15 protein-coding genes are annotated in these 17,875 nt (G+C 71.9%); 11 read left to right on the top strand and 4 right to left on the bottom strand.

The window, feature by feature from the left end:
• The first annotated feature begins 58 nt into the window (after positions 1–58).
• Together ACZ4D5_RS31550 and ACZ4D5_RS31555 are read left to right on the top strand one after the other, a co-directional pair.
• A complete protein-coding gene (locus ACZ4D5_RS31550; RefSeq protein WP_467775865.1) occupies positions 59–850 on the top strand; it encodes an exodeoxyribonuclease III in 792 nt (263 codons plus the stop codon).
• Positions 851–996: 146 nt separating this feature from the next.
• On the top strand, positions 997–2,052 hold the full coding sequence (locus ACZ4D5_RS31555) for a DUF6528 family protein (protein ID WP_467775866.1): 1,056 nt from the start codon (positions 997–999) through the stop codon (positions 2,050–2,052).
• On the opposite strand, the gene ACZ4D5_RS31560 is transcribed toward ACZ4D5_RS31555, so the two are convergent.
• Positions 2,003–2,665 (bottom strand): MerR family transcriptional regulator, encoded by a 663-nt coding sequence (locus tag ACZ4D5_RS31560; protein WP_467776037.1) that lies wholly within the window; start codon positions 2,663–2,665, stop codon positions 2,003–2,005. The two genes, ACZ4D5_RS31555 and ACZ4D5_RS31560, sit on opposite strands and share 50 nt — an antisense overlap.
• A 184-nt stretch (positions 2,666–2,849) precedes the next feature.
• On the opposite strand from ACZ4D5_RS31560, the gene ACZ4D5_RS31565 reads away from it, so the two are divergent.
• The 3 genes from ACZ4D5_RS31565 to ACZ4D5_RS31575 are packed head-to-tail and all read left to right on the top strand — an operon-like array spanning position 2,850 to position 6,264.
• The gene (locus ACZ4D5_RS31565; RefSeq protein WP_467775867.1) at positions 2,850–4,439 is read left to right on the top strand and encodes a flavin-containing monooxygenase; all 1,590 of its coding nucleotides are present in this window, start codon (positions 2,850–2,852) and stop codon (positions 4,437–4,439) included.
• Entirely contained in the window at positions 4,436–5,389 is a 954-nt protein-coding gene (locus tag ACZ4D5_RS31570; protein WP_467775868.1) for an alpha/beta fold hydrolase, read from the top strand. The genes ACZ4D5_RS31565 and ACZ4D5_RS31570 overlap by 4 nt, the downstream gene beginning before the upstream one ends.
• Entirely contained in the window at positions 5,386–6,264 is an 879-nt protein-coding gene (locus ACZ4D5_RS31575; protein WP_467775869.1) for an SDR family oxidoreductase, read from the top strand. The genes ACZ4D5_RS31570 and ACZ4D5_RS31575 overlap by 4 nt, the downstream gene beginning before the upstream one ends.
• A 127-nt stretch (positions 6,265–6,391) precedes the next feature.
• Here the strand turns inward: ACZ4D5_RS31575 and ACZ4D5_RS31580 are convergent, their stop codons facing one another.
• Together ACZ4D5_RS31580 and ACZ4D5_RS31585 are read right to left on the bottom strand one after the other, a co-directional pair.
• On the bottom strand, positions 6,392–6,595 hold the full coding sequence (locus ACZ4D5_RS31580) for a hypothetical protein (protein WP_467775870.1): 204 nt from the start codon (positions 6,593–6,595) through the stop codon (positions 6,392–6,394).
• 103 nt (positions 6,596–6,698) lie between these two features.
• On the bottom strand, positions 6,699–9,938 hold the full coding sequence (locus ACZ4D5_RS31585; protein WP_467776038.1) for a S41 family peptidase: 3,240 nt from the start codon (positions 9,936–9,938) through the stop codon (positions 6,699–6,701).
• Positions 9,939–10,160: 222 nt separating this feature from the next.
• On the opposite strand from ACZ4D5_RS31585, the gene ACZ4D5_RS31590 reads away from it, so the two are divergent.
• Together ACZ4D5_RS31590 and ACZ4D5_RS31595 are read left to right on the top strand one after the other, a co-directional pair.
• Positions 10,161–10,751: a TetR/AcrR family transcriptional regulator gene (locus tag ACZ4D5_RS31590; protein ID WP_467775871.1), complete on the top strand. Its 591-nt coding sequence runs from the start codon at positions 10,161–10,163 to the stop codon at positions 10,749–10,751.
• A gap of 132 nt (positions 10,752–10,883) precedes the next feature.
• On the top strand, positions 10,884–13,133 hold the full coding sequence (locus ACZ4D5_RS31595) for an MMPL family transporter (RefSeq protein WP_467775872.1): 2,250 nt from the start codon (positions 10,884–10,886) through the stop codon (positions 13,131–13,133).
• Between the two features lie 72 nt (positions 13,134–13,205).
• Here ACZ4D5_RS31595 and ACZ4D5_RS31600 read toward each other — a convergent pair whose 3' ends face one another.
• Positions 13,206–13,550 (bottom strand): SsgA family sporulation/cell division regulator, encoded by a 345-nt coding sequence (locus ACZ4D5_RS31600; RefSeq protein ID WP_467775873.1) that lies wholly within the window; start codon positions 13,548–13,550, stop codon positions 13,206–13,208.
• A gap of 199 nt (positions 13,551–13,749) precedes the next feature.
• On the opposite strand from ACZ4D5_RS31600, the gene ACZ4D5_RS31605 reads away from it, so the two are divergent.
• The 4 genes from ACZ4D5_RS31605 to ACZ4D5_RS31620 are packed head-to-tail and all read left to right on the top strand — an operon-like array spanning position 13,750 to position 17,631.
• A complete protein-coding gene (locus tag ACZ4D5_RS31605) occupies positions 13,750–14,862 on the top strand; it encodes an energy-coupling factor ABC transporter permease (protein ID WP_467775874.1) in 1,113 nt (370 codons plus the stop codon).
• Entirely contained in the window at positions 14,862–15,623 is a 762-nt protein-coding gene (gene cbiQ / locus ACZ4D5_RS31610) for a cobalt ECF transporter T component CbiQ (RefSeq protein WP_467775875.1), read from the top strand. Before ACZ4D5_RS31605 ends, cbiQ begins: the two co-directional genes overlap by 1 nt.
• The gene (locus tag ACZ4D5_RS31615) at positions 15,611–16,396 is read left to right on the top strand and encodes an energy-coupling factor ABC transporter ATP-binding protein (protein ID WP_467775876.1); all 786 of its coding nucleotides are present in this window, start codon (positions 15,611–15,613) and stop codon (positions 16,394–16,396) included. The genes cbiQ and ACZ4D5_RS31615 overlap by 13 nt, the downstream gene beginning before the upstream one ends.
• Before the next feature lie 35 nt (positions 16,397–16,431).
• Positions 16,432–17,631, top strand: coding sequence for a serine hydrolase domain-containing protein (locus tag ACZ4D5_RS31620; RefSeq protein WP_467775877.1), 1,200 nt, complete (start codon positions 16,432–16,434; stop codon positions 17,629–17,631).
• Positions 17,632–17,875 lie beyond the last annotated feature (244 nt).

Genomic DNA, 17,875 nt, shown 5'->3' on the forward strand with positions numbered 1-17,875 from the left:
GTACTTCTATGCGGTGGCGTGTCGGCTGTGCGCTCCAGTGTGCCGGTATCGTGCCGGGATGCTCACTGTGACCACCGTGAATGTGAACGGGCTGCGTGCCGCCGCCAAGAAGGGCTTCGTGGAGTGGCTCGCCGAGACCTCGGCCGACGTGCTGTGCCTGCAGGAGGTGCGCGCCGAGGAGAAGCAGCTGCCCGACGAGGTGCGGGACCCCGAGGGGTGGTTCGTGGTGCACGCGCCCGCCGCCGCGAAGGGGCGCGCCGGAGTCTCGCTGTACACACGCCGTGAGCCGGACCGGGTGCAGGTCGGCTTCGGGTCCGAGGAGTTCGACGGCAGCGGGCGGTACGTGGAGGTGGATCTTCCGGGTGTCACCGTCGCCAGCCTGTACCTGCCCTCCGGCGAGGTCGGCACCGAGCGGCAGGACGAGAAGATCCGGTTCATGGGGGAGTTCCTCGCGTACCTGAAGGGGCTCAAGGAGCGGGCCGCCGCCGAGGGGCGCCACGTCGTCGTCTGCGGTGACTGGAACATCGCCCACCAGGAGGCCGACCTCAAGAACTGGAAGGGCAACAAGAAGAACTCCGGCTTCCTGCCCGAGGAGCGGGCCTGGCTGGACGAGGTCTTCGCGGAGTACGAGGACGTCGTGCGCGCGCAGCACCCGGGCGTCGAGGGTCCCTACTCATGGTGGTCCTACCGCGGGCGCGCCTTCGACAACGACACGGGCTGGCGCATCGACTACCACGTCGCGACGGCGGGCCTCGCCGAGCGCGCGGTGAAGGCGTACGTGGAGCGGGCCGCGAGCCACGCGGAGCGGTGGAGCGACCACGCGCCCGTGACGGTGGTCTACGACCTCTAGGCGGGCCCTGGATCCCCGCCGGTCCCCCGGGGCACAAAGTCCGGCAGAAGGCTGTCCCGGGCCCGCCCCGCGTGGCAGATTGCGGTCGCGTACATGACGAGTTGCGTGACCAACTGCCAAGGGTCCGGGGGGACTTCATGTCAGTCATGCCTTCGAGGCGTGCCGTGGTGCTCGGCGCCGCGGGCGCCGGGATCGCGGCGGCGCTGCCCGCCACGGGAGCGCACGCGACGGGCGGCGACGGCGGGATCCCCGCCGGCACGCCGCCCGTTCTGCTGACCGAGCAGGCGAGCAGGCGCCTGCTCGTGCTCGATCCGCGGCGGCGCGTCTGGGACCCGGCCGCCGACCCGTCCGCGGTGCGGTGGCAGTTCTCGCCGCTCGGCGATCCGCGCTACAAGGACCTGCGCCCCGACGTGAGTTGGGTGTATCCGTGCGAGGCGAAGGCGCGCGTGCACCGGCGGCGTACGTACGTCCTGACGACCGCGTCGTTCGGGTTCGTGGCGGTCGTCGAGCATCCGACGGGGCGGCGGTACTGGGGCACGGCGATCGGGCCCGGCGACGATCTGTTCAATCCGCACAGCGCGGAGATCCTGCCCGACGGCAACGTGGCCGTCGCGTGCAGCACGGGCGCGCTGGTGCGGCTGTACGCGGCCTCGCAGGGCCCGCGGGCCACGCGGTACGCCCAGGCGGAGCTCAAGGGCGCGCACGGGCTGCACTGGGACGGTGCGCGCAACGTGCTCTGGGCCGTCGGTGACGACGAGTTGGTGACGTACGCGGTCGGCGGGAGCGCCGCGCGGCCGACGCTGAAGCGCACCTTCGCGGTCGGCCTGCCGGTCGGGACGCCGGGCAGGACGCCCGGCGGGCACGACCTCTTCCCGGTGCTCGGGCGGCCGGGACGGCTGTGGGTGACGACCAACGCGGCCGTGTTCCAGTACGAGAAGAGCAGCGGTGCCTTCGTGCGGGACTTCGCCGGGGCCGCGGAGATCTCCCGCAAGTCCGTGAAGGCCGTCGGCGACGATCCGCGCACCGGGCAGGTCGTCACCACCGTGCCGGAGAGCGGCCTGGAGGAGACGTGGTGGACGACGACGGTGAGCGTCCATCGGCCCGAGAGTGCGTACAAGCTGGTCAACGGCGGTATCTACAAGGCCCGTTGGTTCATTCCGCTGGGCCACGGCCACTGGGGCCGGGGGGTGGTGGGTCGCTGAGCCTGCGGTCCAGCGCCATCGAAAGCTCCGCCTCGACCACGCTCTTGGCGACCGGGCGGAGCTGCTCGATGTCCACCTCCGCGCTGTCGGGCAGGTGGGTGCGCAGGATCGTGATGAACAACTCGGCCATGGCGTCGGCGTGTTCGCGTACGCGCTGACCTGCCTCCAGGACGGCCGCCAGGGGAACTCCCTTGCGTACGAGGGTGGATGAGGCGTCCAGGAGGCGGCGGCTGATGTGTACGAGCTCGTCGCCGTCGGTGCCGAGGTAGCCGAGGTCGAGGGCGGCGACGAGGTTCTCGGGGGTGACCTCGCCCGCGAAGTGGTCGGCGAGCTCCTCGGGGGTGAGGCGGACCGGCTGCTCCTCGGTCAGGCCGCCCATGCCGAGCAGTTCGCCGACGTCGCGGCCCTTGTCGAAGGCGTCGGAGAGTTCGGCGATGCCGCTGAGGGTGTGGCCCCGCTCCAGGAGGGCGGCGATGGTGCGCAGCCTGGCCAGGTGGTGGTCGTCGTACCAGGCGATGCGGCCCTCGCGGCGCGGCGGCGGGATCAGCCCGCGCTCGCGGTAGAAGCGCACCGTGCGCACGGTGATGCCCGCCTTCCCGGCCAGCTCCTCCATGCGGTACTCGCGTACGCCGCCTTCGCCCGCGGGGCGGTCTCTTTGGTCTGCCACGTGGGAAGCCTATGTTGTACCGCCGGTAACATTCCCCGGTCCGGCCCCTACCCATGAGTACGCAGGTGTTCTACTCTCCGAATTGCGCCAGTGGTTACTGGCAGAGTCGGGTACTTCGGGAGGCGGCGGCATGGCCGAGCGCGAGCGTGGCCCTGAGCAGGGGCGCGAGCAGGAGCATGTACGGGTGGCGGTGATCGGATCCGGCTTCGGGGGCCTCGGGGCCGCCGTGCGGCTGCGCCGCGAGGGCATCACCGACTTCGTCGTCCTGGAGCGGGCCGGCGCGGTGGGCGGCGCCTGGCGGGACAACAGCTATCCGGGCTGCGCCTGTGACGTGCCCTCGCACCTCTACTCGTTCTCCTTCGCGCCGAACCCCGACTGGCCGCGCACCTTCTCCGGCCAGGAGTACATCTGGGACTACCTGGAGGGCGTCGCCGACACCTTCCGGCTGCGCCCGCACATCCGCCTCAACACCGAGGTGACGCGGATGCGCTGGGACGCCGACGAACTGCGCTGGGAGATCGAGACCAGCAACGGCAGCCTCACCGCCGACGTCGTCGTCTCCGCCACCGGACCGCTCTCCGACCCCAAGACGCCGGACATCCCCGGCATCGGCACCTTCCCCGGCAGGGTCTTCCACTCCGCCCGCTGGGACCACGACTTCGACCTGCGGGGCAAGCGCGTCGCCATGGTCGGCACCGGGGCCTCCGCCATCCAGATCGTGCCGGCGATCCAGAAGCAGGTCGGCAGGCTCACGCTCTTCCAGCGCACGCCCGCGTGGGTGCTGCCGCGCGCCGACCGTGCCATCACCGGCGTCGAGCGCTGGCTGCACAAGCAGCTGCCGTTCACCACGCACGCCCGGCGCGGACTGCTCTGGGGCATCAGGGAGCTGCAGGTCCACGCGTTCACCAAGCGGCCCCACGAGCTCGGCGTCGTCGAGCAGCTCGCCAAGCGGAACATGTACCGGGCCATCAAGGACCCGGTGCTGCGGGACAAGCTGACGCCGGCGTACCGCATCGGCTGCAAGCGGATCCTGCTGTCCAACACCTACTACCCGGCGCTCTCCCGGCCCAATGTCGACGTCGTCGCGAGCGGCCTGAGCGAGGTGCGCGGCAGCACCGTCGTCGCCGCGGACGGCTCGGAGGCCGAGGTCGACGCGATCATCTTCGGCACCGGGTTCCACGTGACGGACATGCCGATCGCCGACCGCGTGATCGGCGACGAGGGCCTCACGCTCATGGAGACCTGGAAGGACGGCATGAACGCGCTGCGCGGCACGACCGCGGCCGGCTTCCCCAACTGGATGACGATCATCGGCCCGAACACCGGGCTCGGGAACTCCTCGATGATCCTGATCATCGAGTCCCAGCTGAACTACATGGCCGACTTCTTGCGGCAGTTGGACGTGCTCGGCGGCCGCGCCGCGCTCGCCGCCCGGCCCCGCGCCGTGCGCGCCTGGAACGAGCAGATGCAGCGGCGGATGCAGCGCACCGTGTGGAACACCGGCGGCTGCGACAGCTGGTACCTCGACGCGAACGGCGTCAACACGACCGCGTGGCCCGGCACGACCACCGAGTTCAAGGCGGCCACGCGCCGCGTCGACCTCTCCGAGTACGAGGTGCTGCGGGCGCCGAAGGCCGCCTCGCCGGCGGCGGCACCCGGGGCCGAGTCCGGTACGGGCCGGGGGAAGAGCGCGGCGGAGAAGGTCGAGGCGGGCGCATGAGCCGACTGACCCACGTCACCAGTGGCCCCTACGCGCCGCCCGTGGCCGCGCGTGAACTGAGCGTCGTCTCCGCCGACGGCGCCCGCGTCCACGTCGAGGTGCACGGCCCCGAGGGGGCGCCCGCCGTGGTGCTCGCGCACGGGTGGACCTGCTCGACGGCCTTCTGGGCCGCGCAGGTGCGCGCCCTCGCCGACGACCACCGGGTGATCGTGTACGACCAGCGGGGGCACGGCCGCAGCGCCGCCCCCGCGGACCCCGGCGGCTACAGCACGCGGGCGCTCGCCGACGACCTCGAAGCGGTCCTCGCGCAGACGCTCGCGCCGGGTGAGAAGGCCGTGCTCGTGGGGCACTCCATGGGCGGCATGACGCTCATGGCCGCGGGCGGCAGGGAGGCCTTCCGTGAGCACGCGGCCGCCGTTCTGCTGTGCAGCACGGGCAGTTCGGACCTGGTCGCCGAGTCCACCGTGATCCCGCTGCTGCGGGCCGGGCGGCCGCGGACCCGGATCACCCGCGCGGTCCTCGGCTCGCGCGCGCCGCTCGGGCCCGTGACGCCGGTGGCCAGGCGCGTGCTCAAGTACGCCACGATGGGCCCCGGTTCGGCCCCGGAGAAGGTCGAGGCGTGCGCGCGGATCGTGCACGCCTGCCCGGCCCCGGTGCGCCACGGCTGGTCGCACGTACTGGCCACGCTGCAACTGGACGTCGAGGTGGGGGAGTTGCGGGTGCCCACCGCCGTCCTGGCGGGCGAGGTCGACCGGCTCACGCCCGTGCCGCACGCGCGGCGGCTCGCGGCCGCGCTGCCCGAGTGCCTGGGGCTCACCGAGCTGACCGGGATCGGGCACATGACGCCGATCGAGGCGCCGGAGGCCGTCACGGAGCGGATCAGGGAGCTCGTCGGGACGTACGTACAGGTGAACGCGCAGGCGAACGCAGAGGTCAAGGAGGGCGCATGAGCAGGGTCAGCCTGGAGGGGCAGGTCGCGGTCGTCACCGGAGCGGCGCGCGGGGTCGGCGAGTTGCTCGCCCGCAAGCTGTCGGCGCGCGGCGCGAAGGTCGCGCTCGTCGGCCTGGAGCCGGACGAGCTGAAGCAGGTCTCGGAGCGGCTGCACGCCGAGTCCGACCACTGGCACGCGGACGTCACCGACCACGTGGCGATGGCGCGGGTTGCCCAGGAGGTCAAGGAGCGCTTCGGGAAGGTCGACGTCGTCGTCGCCAACGCGGGCGTCGCCGGCGGCGGTCCGTTCCTGGACTCCGACCCGGACGCGTGGCGCCGCGTCATCGAGGTGAACCTCATAGGCAGCGCGGTGACCGGCCGCGCCTTCCTGCCCGTCCTGATGGAGAGCCGCGGCTATCTGCTGCAGATCGCCTCGCTCGCCGCGATCACGCCGACGCCGATGATGACGGCGTACTGCGCGTCGAAGTCGGGTGTCGAGGCGTACGCGCACTCCCTGCGGGCCGAGGTCGGCTACAAGGGCGTCAAGGTCGGCGTCGGCTATCTGTCCTGGACGGACACCGACATGGTGCGGGGCGCCGACCAGGACGACGTGATGCGGGAGTTGCGGCAGCGGCTGCCGTGGCCCGCCAACAAGACGTATCCGCTGGGTCCCGCGGTGGACCGGATCGTCGCCGGCATCGAGCGCCGCTCCAGCCATGTGTACGCGCAGTGGTGGCTGCGGGGCATGCAGGGCATCCGCGGCTATCTGCCGGGGGTCATCGGGTCGGTGGGCCAGCGCGAGATGCGGCGCTTCGAGCCGCGGCTCGGCTCGGTCTCCACGGGCCTTGTCGGGGCGGGGGGTTCCGCGGACGAGGCGGTGCGCGGCCGGAGTTGAGCCGGAGTTCGTGCCCCGCAAGGGGCGCGGGGAACCGCGCGATCAGCCACGTCCGGCGCGCGGACGACATACGCAGGAGGCCCCCCGGCGTCCCGGGGGGCCTCCTTCGCGCAAGCATGGCGCAGCGTCAGGCGTCGTAGTCCTGGTTGAACTTGTCCTGCTGCTCCTGCGCCGCTTCCCGGGCCTGGTCAGGGGCCTGCGAGGCACGGTCACGGGCCTCGTCCTGGGCCTGCGAGGCACGCTCGCGCGCCTCGTCCTTGTCGCCCATGGCGTCCTTGGCCTTGTTGGCGAGGTCCTGAGCTTTGTCCTGGAACTGGTCCTTGATGCCCATGCGATTCACTCCCGATGTTGGGTGAGGGGATTGGGCCTCGACCAGACTGACACGCACGGACATACCTCGCATTTCGATCAGTGACGGGCGGTGACGAGGGCGGTCACGCACGCGGTGGCAGCGGCGGCCTGCGGCGGTCGGGGACGTTCGCGTAGCAGGGCGGCACGGAGGCCGGGTGCTGCTCCAGGAGGTCGAGCGCCAGCCTTACCGCGTCGTCGAGTTGGGCGTGCCGCCCCTCCGCCCAGTCGAGCGGGGTGCGCAGGGCCTCCAGGTCCGGGGTCACGCCGTGGTTCTCCACCGCCCAGCCGTACGCGTCGAACCAGCCCGCGTTCATCGGCACCGTGATCACCGTGCCGTCGCCGAGGGTGTGCCGCCCCGTCATGCCGACGACGCCGCCCCAGGTGCGCTGGCCGACCACCGGGCCGAGCCCGAGCAGTTTGAACGCCGCCGTGATCATGTCGCCGTCGGAGGACGTCGCCTCGTCGGCGAGGGCGACCACGGGGCCGCGGGGCGCGTTCGAGGCGTACGACACCGGCTGGGCGTTCCGTGTCAGGTCCCAGCCGATGATCTTGCGGGTCAGCTTCTCGACGACCAGTTCGCTGATGTGTCCGCCCGCGTTGCCGCGCACGTCCACGATCAGGGCGGGCCTCGACACCTCCAGGCGCAGGTCCCTGTTGAACTGGGCCCAGCCGGAGCCGCCCATGTCGGGGATGTGGAGGTAGCCGCACTTGCCGCCGCTCAACTCCCGCACCACGCCCCGGCGTTTGGCCACCCAGTCCTGGTAGCGCAGGGGCCTCTCGTTGATCAGCGGCACGATCGCGACCCTGCGGGCCCGCCCCTCGCCCTCCGCGGGCTGGAAGGTGAGCTCGACCGTCGTGCCGCCCGCGGCCGAGAGCAGCGGGTAGGGGCCGGTCACCGGGTCGACCGCGCGGCCGTCGACGTGCGTGAGGATCGCGCCCTCGCGGATGCCCGCGCCGGCCAGCGGCGAGCGGGCCTTGGAGTCGGAGGAGTCGCCGGGCAGGATCCGCTTGACCATCCAGCCGTCGTCCCTGCGTACGAGATTGGCGCCGAGCAGGCCCATGGCGCGCTGGTAGTGGGGCGGGCCCTCGTTGCGGCGCGAGGGGGACACGTACGCGTGCGACGTGCCCAGCTCGCCGAGGACCTCGCGCAGGAGGTCCGCGAACTCGTCGGGGGACGCGACGCGTTCGACGAGGGGACGGTACTGCGCGAGCACCGCGTCCCAGTCGATGCCGCACATCTGCGGCTCCCAGAAGTAGGCGCGGATGATGCGGCCCGCCTCGTCGTAGGCCTGGCGCCACTCGGCGGCCGGGTCGACCTCGTGCAGGATGCGGCGCAGGTCGATCCAGACGGTCGAGTCGCTGTCGCCCTGTTCGGTGGAGGGCATGGCGCTCAGGTCGCCGTCGTCGACGACCACGAGCCGGGTTCCGTCGCCGCTGAGCGCGAACCAGTCGAGGTGGTCGACGAGTTGGGACTTCTTCGTCTTGGTGATGTTGAAGTACTCGAGGGTGGGGCGGCCCGAGGTGTCGGCGGGGTTGGCGAAGGTCTCGCCGAGCGCGCCGGAGATCGGCCACCGCAGCCAGACCAGGCCGCCGTCGCTGACGGGGTAGAGGGCGGAGTACTTCGAGGCGGTGACCGGGAAGGGCGTGACCCGCGCCTCCAGGCCCTCGGCCTCGACGGTCGTCGTGCCGTCGCCCGCGCCGCTCTCGTCCGGGTCGAGGCCGCCGGTCGCCGGGCGCCCGTCGGGCAGCAGCGCGAAGGGGGACGGCGTCGCGGACGACAGGGGTACGAGGTAGGGGCGGCAGCCGAGGGGGAAGGACAGGTCTCCGGTGTGCACGTCGTAGACGGGGTCGAAGCCGCGCCAGGAGAGAAAGGCGAGATAGCGGCCGTCGCGGGTGAAGACGGGGTTCTCGTCCTCGAAGCGGCCGTTGGTGACGTCGACGATGGTCCGGTCCGTGATGCGGGCCATCTTGATCTGCCGGAGCGAACGGCCGATGCCCGGGTGCGACCAGGTCAGCCAGGCGCCGTCGGGGGAGAAGGCGAGGTCGCGGACGGGCCCGTTGATGGAGCGGATCAGCTCGGTGACCTCGCCGTCGGAGTCCTCCGTGGCGTCGATCAGGAGGAGGCGGCCGTCGTTCGAGGCGATGGCGAGGCGTTCGCCGTCCGGGTCGGAGACCAGTTCCTGGACGCGGCCGAGCTCGCCGCTCGCGAGCCTGCGCGGCTCGCGGTCGCCGCTGGCGCGCGGCAGATAGGCGATCTCGACGGCGTCCTCGCCCTCGGCGTCGGTGATGTAGGCGACCTGGCCGCCGGTGCCGAGCATCTCGGGCAGCCGGACGCGCACGCCGGGGGTGTCGACGATGGTGCGGGCCGGGCCGTCCCGGTGGGTGAGCCAGTACAGGGAGCCGCGCACGACCACGGCGCTGGCCCGCCCCGTGGTGTCCACGGAGAGCGCGTCGACGTGCTGCGCGGCCGGCACCTGGTAGACGCGCCGCCCGGTGCGCGGGCCGCCGAGCCGCACGTCGAGCCTGCGCGGCACGGAGTCGGCGGTGAGGTCGTCGACCAGCCAGATCTCGCCCGCGCACTGGTAGACGACGCGCGTCCCGTCGCTGGACGCGTGCCGGGCGTAGAAGGCGTCGTGGTCGGTGTGGCGGCGCAGGTCGGTGCCGTCGGGCAGGCAGGAGTAGAGGTTGCCGACGCCCTCGTGGTCGGAGAGGAAGGCGATGCGTCCGGAGACGAACATCGGCGCGTCCAGATGCCCGTCGAGGTCGCCGAGGATCTGCTCGCCGTGCACCCACAGGCGGCCCGTCGCGCCGCCGCGGTAGCGCTTCCAGGCGGCGGGTTCGTGCGGCGGCTTGCCGGTCAGGAGCAGGGTCTTGCGCTCGGCGTCGCCGTCGGCGAGGGAGTCGGTGATCGCGATGTCCCAGACCGGGCCCCAGGGCAGCTTGCCGCCGGGCGAGCCGTCGACGGGCACGCTGTAGGCCCAGCAGAAGTACGAGAAGGGCTGGCCGTGCGAGGAGACGGCGAGGATGTCGCCGTCGGGCGACCAGCCGCAGACCCGGGTGTCGGTGGAGCCCCAGTAGGTCAGGCGGCGCGAGGGCCCGCCGTCCACCGGGGCGAGGTGGATCTCCGGGTCGAGGCTGCGCCAGGTCGTGTACGCGATGTGGCGGCCGTCGGGCGAGAAGCGGGGGTGGCTGACCTTGGTGCGGTCCACGGTCAGCCGCCAGGCCCGTCCTGCCGGGGCGCCCTCGGCGGTGAGGGGGGCCACCCACAGGTCGTCCTCGGCGGCGAAGCAGAGGCGGTCGCCGCTGAGGTGGGGAAAACGCAGGTAGGCGTGGTCGTCCGGAGCACCGGCGTCCGGAGCACTGGCGTCCTGGGCTTCGTCGCGCGCGTCGGTCACCTCACCATGCTTTTCCGGGGGACGGACCCCGGCAACTTGTGGCGCAGCACACGTACGAAACCGTTTCGTTTCGTTAAGGGGAGGGGATACAGTCGTCGCGTACGAAACCGTTTCGTTCCCGAGCGGTAGGCCGAGCAGGAGGTGCGGATCATGGCCGAGTCGGCGTCGACGCGGCGCAGCAGGATCACGCCCGAGCGCGAGGCCGAGCTGTACGAGGCCGTGCTCGACCTGCTCCGCGAGGTCGGTTACGACGCCCTGACGATGGACGCCGTCGCCACCCGCACGCGGTCCAGCAAGGCCACCCTCTACCGCCAGTGGGGGAGCAAGCCGGAGCTGATCGCCAGGGCGCTGCGGCACAACAAGCCGGCCTCCCTGGCGGACATCGACACCGGGTCGCTGCGCGGCGACCTGTACGAGATGGTGGCCCGCTCGGACGACTGCCAGATGGAGAAGGACGCCGCGCTGATGCGGGGTCTGTTCCATGCGATCCACGACAACCCCGAACTCCACCAGGCGCTGCGGAACCTGCTCATCGAGCCGGAGCTCACCGGTCTCAACGACCTGATGCGCAGGGCGGTGGAGCGCGGCGAAGTCGCCGCGGACAACCCGGCGTTGGAGTACGTCGTCCACATGATGGTCGGCGGTTTCGCCGCCCGGGACCTCATCGAGGACCGCCCGGTCGACCGCGAGTTCCTCGCCTCGTACATCGATGCCGTGATCCTCCCCGCCCTCGGCGTCTGAGTCCCCGTACCCCCTGTAACCCGTAGACAGCAACACCCCCGCAACACCCCCCGTACCTGACGCGACCGCTCACGTCGTCGGGCTGATCACCCTTGCCCCGCACCACCACGACCTGACCGGGAGTACGCCTCCGTGGCCACTTTCCTCTACAAACTCGGCAAACTCGCCTTCCGGCGACGGCACTTCGTCGCCCTGATCTGGGTGGCGCTCCTGACGCTCGCCGGGGTCGGCGCGGCGTCGGCGCCCACCGCCGCGTCCAGTTCCTTCTCGATTCCCGGCACGGAGGCGCAGAAGGCCTTCGACCTGCTGGAGAAGCGGGCCCCCGAGGCCAGCGCCGACGGGGCCAGTGCCCGCGTCGTCTTCAAGGCCCCGGGCGGGGAGAAGGTGACGGACCCGGCCAACAAGGCGGAGATCGACAAGACCGTCGCCGCCCTCAGGTCCGGCTCGGAGCACGTGGCCCGTGCGGACAGCCCCTTCCAGGCCAAGACGGTCAGCAAGGACGGCTCCACGGCGTACGCGTCGGTCTCGTACAAGGTCACCGCGATGGAGCTGACCGACGACGACCGTGAGGCGCTGGAGAAGACCACCGACAACGCGCGGGAGTCCGGGCTCACGGTCGAGGTCGGCGGCGACGCGCTGACGGCCATGCCGGAGACCGGGGCCACCGAGATCATCGGCATCGCGATCGCCGCGGTCGTCCTCGTCATCACCTTCGGCTCGCTGGTCGCGGCGGGGCTTCCGCTGATCACCGCGCTGATCGGCGTCGGCATCGGCGTCTCGTCCATCACCGCGCTCGCCAACGCGCTGGACCTCGGCACCACCACGTCGACGCTCGCCATGATGATCGGCCTCGCGGTCGGCATCGATTACGCGCTCTTCATCGTCTCGCGCTACCGCGGTGAACTCGCCGAGGGGCGGGACCGCGAGGAGGCGGCGGGCCGGGCCGTCGGGACCGCGGGATCGGCGGTCGTCTTCGCCGGACTCACCGTGGTCATCGCGCTGGTCGGCCTCGCGGTGGTCAACATCCCGATGCTCACCAAGATGGGCTTCGCGGCGGCCGGCACGGTCGTCATCGCCGTCCTGATCGCGCTCACGCTCATCCCGGCGCTGCTGGGGTACGCGGGCAAGCGGGTGCTGCCCATGGGCGAGAAGAGCAGGCTGTTCGGCGGTGGCCGCAAGAAGGCGGGCGACGCCGAGGGCGCCGGCGCCGAGAAGCAGAACATGGGCACGCGGTGGGCCCGCTTCGTGGTCCGGCGTCCGGTCGCCGTGCTGCTGGTCGGCATCGTGGGGCTCGGCGCGGCGGCGCTGCCGGTCTCGAAGCTGGAGCTGGGCCTGCCGGACGACGGTGCGCAGCCGACGTCCACGACGCAGCGCAAGGCGTACGACCTGGTGTCGGAGGGCTTCGGGCCCGGCTTCAACGGCCCGCTGATGGTGGTCGGCGACCTCGAAGGCGCCGACGACCCGAAGGCGGCGGCGCAGCGGATCACCAAGACGATCTCGGGCCTCGACGACGTGTTGACGGTCGCCCCGCCGATGCTCAACAAAACGGGCAACACCGCGATCATCAGCGTCGTGCCGTCCTCGAAGCCGAGCGGCATCGAGACGGAGGACCTGGTCCACTCGATCCGTGACACCGGCTCGACGATCAAGTCCGACACCGGCGCCGACATCATGGTCACCGGCACCACGGCCATGAACATCGACGTCTCGCAGAAGCTGAACGACGCCCTGCTGCCCTATCTGGCGCTGGTCGTGGGCCTGGCCTTCCTGCTCCTGATCGTCGTCTTCCGCTCGATCCTCGTCCCGCTCAAGGCGGCGCTCGGCTTCCTGCTCTCGGTCCTCGCGGCCCTCGGCGCGGTCGTCGCGGTCTTCCAGTGGGGCTGGCTCGGCTCGCTCTTCGGCGTCGAGCAGACCGGCCCGATCATGTCGATGATGCCGATCTTCATGGTGGGCGTCGTCTTCGGCCTCGCGATGGATTACGAGGTCTTCCTGGTGACGCGCATGCGTGAGGCGTACGTCCACGGGGAGCGCCCCGGCCAGGCGGTCGTGACCGGCTTCCGGCACGGGGCCCGGGTGGTCTCGGCGGCGGCCGTCATCATGATCGCGGTCTTCGCGGGCTTCATCGGCTCGTCGGAGCAGATGGTGAAGATGATCGGTTTCGGTCTGGCGATCGCGGTGTTCTTCGACGCGTTCGTGGTGCGTATGGCGTTGGTGCCGGCGGTGCTTGCGTTGCTGGGGCGGAAGGCGTGGTGGCTGCCGGGGTGGCTGGACCGGGCGTTGCCGAACGTGGACGTGGAGGGCGAGGGCCTGCGTTCCGCGGAGGAGAAGGCGGCGGACCGGGACCAGGATCCTGACGGTGATCGGGAGCTGGCGCGGGTCTGAGCCGGATGGTCGTCCCGAGGCGGGGGCGGCGGGGAGAAGCGCCACGGCGTGCGCCTCTTCGTCGCCCCCGCCTCAGTGTGTGACGGGGGCGGCCGTGGCGTAGGTGCGGCGCAGGAAGCGGATCAAGGCCGAGGCGTCGAACTGGACCACCGTCACCCCGTCCTGTTCGTGGAACTCCACCACCGTCTGGACCCGGCCGCACGGCCATACGTGTACGTCGCCCGCGGCGGTGGGGGCCCGCATCCCCTTTTCCAGGAGCCCGCGGGCGAACACCCGGTCGTGGGAACCGGGGAGGCCGACCCGCACCGCGTGCGGGTCGGCCTCCGGGTCGTAGTGCAGGACGACGGGGACGGCCCGGTGGCCCTCGGAGGAGTCCGTGACGAGATGGGCGCGTGCGTACTGCTCGACTGCGGACATCGCTGAACTCCTCATCCGTGCGGGCACTCCACTCCCTAATGTCCCATATGTACCGAGATCCGCCCCGGATGGGCTTTGCTCTATCGGAACCGACGCGCTCTTGCAAGCCGTTTGCAACAAGCCACATCATTGAACCGTCCACCTCGAACGGTTCACGAGCGGTTCGCCCTGTCCAGGGCCCCTGCCCAGGAGCGCGCGCATGCATGTCCCCGACGGATTCATCAACGCACCTGTTTCAGCCGCCGCCGGGGTCGTCGCCGCGGGCGCCGTAGCCGTCAGCCTCAAGGGCGCACGGCGTGAACTGGACGAGCGCACCGCCCCGCTGGCCGGTCTCGTCGCCGCCTTCATCTTCGCCGTGCAGATGCTGAACTTCCCCGTCGCGGCAGGTACCAGCGGGCATCTGCTGGGTGGCGCGCTCGCCGCGATACTCGTCGGGCCCTTCACCGGCGTGCTCTGCGTCTCCGTCGTCCTGCTCATGCAGGGCGTCCTCTTCGCGGACGGCGGCCTGACCGCGCTCGGCGTGAACATCTCCGACATGGCGATCGTCACGACCGTCGTCGCGTACCTCGTCTTCCGCGGCCTGGTGAAGGTGCTCCCCAGGAAGCGCCGCTCCGTCACCGTCGCCTCCTTCGTCGCGGCGCTGCTCTCCGTGCCCGCCGCCGCGGTCGCCTTCACCTTCGTCTACGCCCTCGGCGGCACGACCGACGTGTCGATCGGCAAGGTCGCCACCGCCATGGTCGGCGTCCACGTCCTCATCGGCATCGGCGAGGCCGCCATCACCGCGCTCACCGTGGGTGCCGTCATTGCCGTACGCCCCGATCTCGTGCACGGGGCGCGCGGACTGACCCAGCCGCTCAAGCTGCGCGTCGGCGGGGAGCTGGTGGACGCGCCCGCCGCCGAGCCGGTGCCCGTCGCCCCCCGCTCCACGCGCACGGTGTGGATCGCCGGCATCGTCACCTCCCTCGTCCTCGCCGGCTTTGTCTCCTTCTACGCCTCCGCGAACCCCGACGGCCTGGAGAAGGTCGCCCGCGACAAGGGCATCGACAAGAAGGCCGAGGAGCACGCCACCGCGGACTCCCCGCTCGCCGACTACGGCGTCAAGGACATCACCGACGCGCGCCTGTCCGGCGGCCTCGCGGGCGTCATCGGCGTGGGCGTCACGGTCGTCGCGGGCAGCGCCGTCTTCTGGGCGCTGCGGCGTCGCCGTACGAACGACGCGTCCCCGGCCGCGGTGCCGGAATCGGAACAGGCCCTCCCGTCTCCCGCCACCGCCCCCGACCGAGGCCCTTCGGGCCGCACCCCTTCCCTCTGATGGGCGCGGGCCACGCCCACCGGCTCTACCGGCACGGCAACTCGCCGGTGCACGCCCTGCCGCCGCACACCAAGCTCGCCGCGGTCTTCTGCTTCGTCGTCGTGGTCGTCTCCACGCCGCGCGAGGCGATGTGGGCCTTCGGGCTCTACGCCGTACTGCTCGCCGCGGTCGCGTACGCCGCGCGCGTCCCGGCGGGCTTCCTGCTGAAGCGGCTCCTCATCGAGGTCCCGTTCGTGGCGTTCGCCGTGCTGATGCCGTTCGTCGCCCAGGGCGAGCGTGTCGACGTGCTCGGCATGTCCCTGAGCGTGAACGGACTCTGGGGCGCCTGGAACGTCCTGGCCAAGGGCACGCTCGGCGTCGCGGCATCCGTGTTGCTCGCCTCCACCACGGAGCTGCGCGAACTCCTCCTGGGACTGCAGCGGTTGAAGCTGCCGCCGCTGCTCGTCCAGATCGCCTCGTTCATGATCCGCTACGGCGACGTCATCACCGACGAGATGCGCCGCATGAAGATCGCCAGGGAGTCGCGCGGCTTCGAGGCGCGGGGCGTGCGGCAGTGGGGCGTCCTCGCCAAGTCCGCGGGCGCGCTCTTCATCCGCTCGTACGAGAGGGGGGAGCGGGTGCACCTGGCCATGGTCAGCCGCGGCTATGCCGGGTCGATGCCGGTCATCGACGAGGTGACGGCCTCGCCGGCGCAGTGGACGTACGCGCTGGCCCTGCCGACCGCCGCGCTCTTCGTATGCCTGTTGGGATGGACGCTGTGACCACCACTTCCCCGGACGCCGTGACGCCCGCTTCCCTGGAGGTCTCGGGCCTCGCCTTCGCCTACCCCGACGGCCACCAGGCCCTGTTCGGCGTCGACTTCCGCGTCGGGCGCGGCGAGCGCGTGGCACTGCTCGGGCCGAACGGCGCGGGCAAGACGACCCTCGTCCTGCATCTGAACGGCATCCTGACCGGCGGCGCGGGCAGCGTGACCGTGGCCGGGCTGCCCGTCGGCAAGAAGCACATGGCTCAGATCAGGCGCCGGGTCGGCATCGTCTTCCAGGACCCCGACGACCAGCTGTTCATGCCGACGGTGCGCGAGGACGTGGCCTTCGGGCCCGCGGCGGCCGGGATGCGGGGGCCGGAGCTGGAGGCCCGCGTGATGAAGGCGCTCGGGCAGGTCGGCATGGCCGCCTTCGCGGACCGGCCGCCGCACCACCTCTCCTTCGGACAGCGGCGCAGGGTCGCGGTCGCCACGGTGCTCGCGATGGAGCCGGAGATCCTGGTCCTGGACGAGCCGTCCTCCAACCTCGACCCGGCGTCACGGCGCGAACTGGCCGACATCCTGCGGTCGTTGGACGTGACGGTCCTCATGGTCACGCACGACCTGCCGTACGCGATGGAGCTCTGTCCGCGGGCCCTGATCCTCAGCGACGGCGTCATCGTGGCGGACGGGCCGACGGGGGAGCTGCTCGCCGACGGGCAGCTGATGGGCGCGCACCGTCTGGAGCTGCCGTTCGGCTTCGATCCGAAGTCGGTGAGGGCGGGAGGATAGGGAATCGACGGCACGGGGTCGCTGTTGGCCTTGTCATGGACGAGGTCATAGGTGTCATGGCGGGCACAGGTGTCACGGGTGAGGTGCACGGCACGGTGGCCGCGGGCTACGAGCCGGTGCGCGACGCCTTCGTACGCAACTTCAGTGAGCGCGGGGAGCGGGGCGCGGCGGTGACCGTGTACCGCGACGGGCACAAGGTCGTGGACCTGTGGGGCGGCACGAAGGACGTCGACGGCGACGCTCCCTGGGCGCCCGGCACCGCGCAGATCGTCCGCTCGGCGACCAAGGGCGTGGCGGCGGCCGCGCTGCTCCTGCTCCACCAGCGCGGGGAGCTCGACCTGGACGCGCCGGTCGGTTCCTGCTGGCCGGAGTTCAAGGCGCGGGGCAAGGAGGGGGTCCTGGTGCGGGACGTGCTCGCGCACCGGGCGGGCGTTCCAGCCCTCGACCGTCCGCTGACGCCCGCGGAGGCGCTGGACCCGGACCTCGGTGCGGCGGCGGTCGCGGCGCAGGGGCCGTTCTGGGAGCCGGGCGAGGAGCACGGCTATCACGCGCAGACGTACAGCTGGCTCACCGGTGAGCTGGTGCGGCGCGTGACGGGCAGGCCGATGGGGGAGTGGATCGCCCAGGAGATCGCGGGGCCGCTGGGGCTCGACCTGTGGGTCGGGGTGCCCGAGGCGGAGGCGGGGCGGGCCGGCCGGGTGGGGCGCATCGAGCCGCCGGTCGCGGCGGGAGGGCTGAAGCTGCGGCCGAAGCGGAGCGTGGCGCAGGCCTACGCCGACCCCGAGTCGCTGACCCGCCGGGCCTTCGGCGCGATCGACCCCCTCCCCGACGAGAACGACCCGGCGTACCGGGCGGCCGCCCTGCCCGCGTCCAACGGCATCGCCACGGCGGACGGACTCGCCCGTTTCTACGCCGCGCTGATCGGCGAAGTGGACGGCGGGCGGCGGCTGTTCACCCCGGAGACCGTGGAGCTCGCCCGGGGCGAGGCGTCGGCGGGCCCCGACCGCGTCCTGGTCGTGAACACCCGCTTCGGCCTCGGCTACATGCTGCACGGCGCGGCCTCGCCGCTGCTGGCCCCGGGCTCCTTCGGCCATCCCGGCCGCGGCGGCGCCCTGGGCTTCGCCGACCCGGAGGCATCCCTGTCCTTCGGCTACGTCACGAACGGCATGAACAAGGGGGTCACGGCGGACCCGCGGGCGCAGGCGTTGGTGGCGGCGGTGCGGGGGGTTTTGTAGCGGCGGGGGTGGTTCGGCCCGTCAGGACTCGGCGGCAGCCGCGCGCACCGCTCTCCGCGCGACGCGGTGGGCGTCACGGAGAGCCTCGGGGGTGCCGGTCCGGCGTGACGTGCCCGCACCGCTCACAGGCGCGTTCGCCAGGCATGGAGCTCGTCGACCGTCTTCCTCTCCAGGCCCCGGGGCGGGCGCCGGTGAAGGCCGCTGTGGCCGGGACCTTCTCCGCGGGGTCGAACGGCGCAGGCGG

This window comes from Streptomyces sp. NPDC025651 (genome assembly GCF_055558735.1).